The organism is Marinobacterium sp. MBR-111 (genome assembly GCF_040547585.1).
Lineage (GTDB): Bacteria > Pseudomonadota > Gammaproteobacteria > Pseudomonadales > Balneatricaceae > Marinobacterium > Marinobacterium iners.
The window spans coordinates 1-4,075 of the sequence record NZ_JBEPQA010000061.1 but is presented as its reverse complement, the minus strand read 5'-3'; the positions used below and the strand labels follow the sequence as shown (position 1 = coordinate 4,075).

The 4,075-nt window shown below is 57.4% G+C and carries 5 protein-coding genes; all 5 read left to right on the top strand.

From position 1 onward, the window contains the following. Positions 1-1,100: SfnB family sulfur acquisition oxidoreductase (locus ABIE61_RS18545; protein ID WP_354412319.1), on the top strand; the 1,100-nt coding region annotated here is incomplete at its 5' end. 120 nt (positions 1,101-1,220) lie between these two features. Further along, positions 1,221-1,823: an NADPH-dependent FMN reductase gene (ssuE, locus tag ABIE61_RS18540; RefSeq protein ID WP_354412317.1), complete on the top strand. Its 603-nt coding sequence runs from the start codon at positions 1,221-1,223 to the stop codon at positions 1,821-1,823. Positions 1,824-1,839: 16 nt separating this feature from the next. Continuing rightward, positions 1,840-2,784, top strand: a complete 945-nt coding sequence (locus ABIE61_RS18535) for a sulfonate ABC transporter substrate-binding protein (RefSeq protein ID WP_354412314.1) — start codon at positions 1,840-1,842, stop codon at positions 2,782-2,784. 60 nt (positions 2,785-2,844) lie between these two features. Then, positions 2,845-3,633 (top strand): aliphatic sulfonate ABC transporter permease SsuC, encoded by a 789-nt coding sequence (ssuC, locus tag ABIE61_RS18530; RefSeq protein ID WP_354412311.1) that lies wholly within the window; start codon positions 2,845-2,847, stop codon positions 3,631-3,633. Next, positions 3,630-4,075: ATP-binding cassette domain-containing protein (locus tag ABIE61_RS18525; protein WP_354412308.1), on the top strand; the 446-nt coding region annotated here is incomplete at its 3' end. The genes ssuC and ABIE61_RS18525, both read left to right, overlap by 4 nt.

The following is a 4,075-nucleotide window of genomic DNA, read 5'->3' as shown; positions in this document are numbered from 1 at the left end:
CCGAGCGCGACCTGCAGCGCCGGTTACCGACAGACGAAGTACAACAGTTTTCCCACTCAGGCCTGTGGGCCATTACTCTGCCGGAATCCGCCGGCGGGCCGGATCTGCCGGTCAAAACCGTGACCGACATTACGGCTGAAATATCAGCGGCGGATGGCTCGTTGGGGCAGATTCCGCAAAACCACTTTTACGTGCTGGAATTTATCCGCCTGAACGGCAGCCCCGCACAGCAGGATCATCTGTTTGGCCTGGTCCGCTCAGGGGCCCGCTTCGCCAATGCCCTGGCAGAAATCAGCAGCCGAAACCAGAGCGAGCAACGCACCCGACTGACATCTGGGCAGAACGGCCTGACGGTAACAGGAACCAAGTTCTATACCACCGGCTCACCTTTTGCGGACTGGATTCCGACCTCGGTGATCGATGACAGCGGCGATACGCAGCTGGTATTCATCCCTGCAGATGCACCGGGATTGAGCATACACAATGACTGGACCAGTTTTGGCCAGAAAACCACCGGCAGTGGCACCATTATCCTGGACCAAGTCGTGGTCAAGCCTGAATGGGTCGTACCGATGCAGTCCGCATTTGACCGCCCAACAGCCGCTGGGCCCTTCGCTCAAATACTGCATGCAGCGATCGATTTTGGCATTGCCCGCGGCGCCATGGCTGCCCTGCTCGACTTTGTTCGCACCCGGGCGCGTGCACCACGCGACAGCGGCGTTGAGTTTGCGTATCAGGACCCACTATTGCTGGAGCGTGTTGGCAAGCTGCAGATACAGCTTGATACAGCAGAGCTGTTAATTGACAAAGCAGCCGCTGCAGTCGAAAAGGCACGCCGCAGCCCGAATGAAACCAGCGTAGCCGAGGCTTCATACGAAACAGCCAAGGCGCGAGTGGTCAGCGATGAAGCGGCACTGGCGATCAGCAGCCAGCTGTTCGAGCTGTCCGGCGCACAATCCACATTGCAGCAGTATGGTCTTGATCGCTACTGGCGCGATGCCCGAACCCATACCCTGCATGATGCGGTGCGCTGGAAGCTGCCCATCATCGGCAACCAGGTACTGAACAACATCGCGCCACCACGGCACGGAAAGATTTAAACACCCTTAGTCATTTTTCCGCATAGCTATCCATGCAATTCAATTCATTTTTAATTATTTCCAATACGCATGGTCGCCGCTGAAAATGAAGCCACATTCACTCAGTGATAAGGAACAAACATGAGCGTTTTGATTATTGGTGGCAGCACATCTACCACCTCAAAATCAGAAATCATTTTGGATTATATTGAAACACGGCTTAATCGATTGAACATTAATCTGAGCCGAGTTAATCCATCTGACTTCAAACCCTCTGATCTGGTTAATTACAACTTCGCCAGTGAGGATATTCAGCGCTATCAGCAAAAAGTGGCTTCGGCTGATGTGATTATCATTGCCACGCCGGTATATCAGGCGGCCTATTCAGGTGCGCTCAAGCTACTGCTGGATCTGATCCCGCAAAAGGGGCTTGAAGGCAAAACGGTCCTGCCACTGGCCACCGGGGGCTCACTGGGCCACTTGCTGGCGCTGGACTATGCCCTCAAGCCGGTTCTGTCGGCATTGGCGGCATCCCGCCTGCTGTCCAGTGTGTTTGTAACCGATGATGCCTTTGAGCGCACGGATGCCGGCACTTATCGACTGGCAGACACCCTGGCCCAGCGTGTTGACACAGCCCTTGATGAACTGTTCAGCCCGGTGCAGGCCCTTGCACGCCCTGAAACAACCTCAGCTCGCCCCTTCACCGACTCAGCTGCCGAATTTTCGGCGCTTGCCAGTGCCTGATCAAGGAGACCGATAGATGAAATTCTCACTCAAAACCCTGCTCGGAGCCGCCGGTATCGCCCTGGGCCTGGCAACGTCTGCAGCCTCTGCCGCCGACATCCCCGATGAGCTGCGCATTGGCTATCAAAAGTACGGCACGCTGGTGATTCTGAAAGAGCGTGGCGTACTTGAAGAACGCTTTGCCGATCGCGGCATCAAGGTACGCTGGACCGAGTTCCCGGCCGGACCACAGATGCTTGAAGCCCTGAATGTGGGGAGTGTCGATTTCGGCACCGTGGGCGAAACCCCTCCGGTCTTCGCACAGGCGGCCGACGCTGATCTAGTCTATGTGGCACACCAGCCGCCGGCACCAACCGCCGAAGCGATCATTGTGCACAAGGACTCGCCCATCAAGACAGTGGCGGATCTCAAGGGCAAGCGTGTGGCGCTGAACAAAGGCTCCAACGTCCATTTCCTGCTGGTGCGCGCACTGGAAGATGCAGGCCTGAGTATTCGTGATATCCGCCCGGCCTACCTGCCACCGGCTGATGCCCGTGCCGCATTCGAGCGTGGCAGCGTGGATGCCTGGGTCATCTGGGATCCGTTCCTGGCTGCTGCAGAAGATGCCCTTGAAGCGCGTACGCTGCGTAACGGTAGCGGCCTGGTAAACAACCATGAGTTCTATATCGCTGCACGTCCGCTGGCGGAGAAGTATCCACACATCGTCAAAGAGATCGTTGAAGAGCTGCAGGAGCTGGATCGCTGGGCGATTGACAACCCCCGTGCGATTGCCAAAACCCTGGCACCCTCAACCGGGCTTGCCGAAGACGTGATCTACGTGGCGGCAACACGTGCCAATTACGGTGCACGCTACCTGTCGGATGAGGTGATCGAACAGCAGCAGACCATCGCCGATACCTTCAGCGACCTCAAGCTGATCCCGAAAAAGCTGGATATCCCATCCGTTGTCTGGAAACCCTGAGATTCTGCCCGGCACCCGCCGGGCAGCTTTTCCTCGCCTGCGTTTTATCTGGAGTACGCAATGAAGCCTGTCGATGAAGTTTGGTGGCACAACCGCATCATTCCACTGATTGTACCCTTACTCTTGCTGATCATTTGGCAGTTGTCGGTCAGTAGTGGCTGGCTGTCCACCCGGATCCTGCCCGCACCGACGGCCGTCGCACAGGCCGGCTGGGCGCTGGTTAGCAGCGGCGAGCTGTTGTACCACCTGGGCGTCAGCTTTCAGCGCGCCGCCATCGGGTTTGTAATCGGTGGAGGTATCGGGTTGGGGCTGGGGCTGATTACCGGCCTGTCCCGTTGGGGTGAAAAACTGATCGACAGTAGTGTCCAGATGGTGCGCAACATCCCTCACCTGGCACTGATCCCGTTGGTGATTTTGTGGTTCGGCATTGATGAAACCGCCAAGATCTTTCTGGTTGCACTGGGCACGCTGTTCCCGATCTACCTCAACACCTTTCACGGCATCCGTAATCTTGATGCCGGTCTGGTGGAGATGTCACGCAGCTATGGCCTGTCAGGCTGGGCGCTGTTCCGTGATGTGATTTTGCCCGGCGCCCTGCCTTCCATTCTGGTGGGCGTGCGTTTTGCGCTCGGGTTCATGTGGCTGACGCTGATCGTGGCCGAGACCATTTCGGCCAGCGCAGGGATCGGCTATCTCGCCATGGACGCACGCGAATTTCTGCAAACCGATGTCGTCGTACTGACCATTCTGCTTTACGCCCTGCTGGGCAAGCTAGCCGATGTCACCGTGCGCCGACTGGAACAGTCTTGGCTGCGCTGGCATCCGGCTTATGTGAGGACAACACCATGACAATCAACACAGCATCCCTGACCTTAAAAGAAGGCGGCAATCCGATTCAGGTACGCCAATTGCGCAAGGCCTTTGGACAACTGTCCGTACTGCACAATCTCGATCTTGACGTGCCGGCGGGCCAGTTTGTCGCCATCGTCGGCCGCAGCGGCTGTGGCAAAAGTACGCTACTGCGCCTGCTGGCAGGGCTGGATCACGCCAGTGACGGTGAGCTTAATTCGGGTACACAGTCGCTGCAGTCCCTACGCGAAGACACACGTCTGATGTTTCAGGACGACCGCCTATTACCGTGGAAAAGGGTGATCGACAATGTCGGGCTGGGGCTGAAAGGAAGCTGGCGTAGCGAAGCTTTGCAGGCACTGGAAGAGGTCGGCCTGGCGGATAAGGCTGATAACTGGCCGGCACAGCTCTCCGGAGGCCAGCGCCAGCGGGTGGCACTGGC

Coding starts and splice junctions, on each gene's coding strand:
- ssuE (WP_354412317.1), top strand. CDS start 1,221: ATGAGCGTTTTGATTATTGGTGGCAGCACATCTACCACCTCAAAATCA.
- ABIE61_RS18535 (WP_354412314.1), top strand. CDS start 1,840: ATGAAATTCTCACTCAAAACCCTGCTCGGAGCCGCCGGTATCGCCCTG.
- ssuC (WP_354412311.1), top strand. CDS start 2,845: ATGAAGCCTGTCGATGAAGTTTGGTGGCACAACCGCATCATTCCACTG.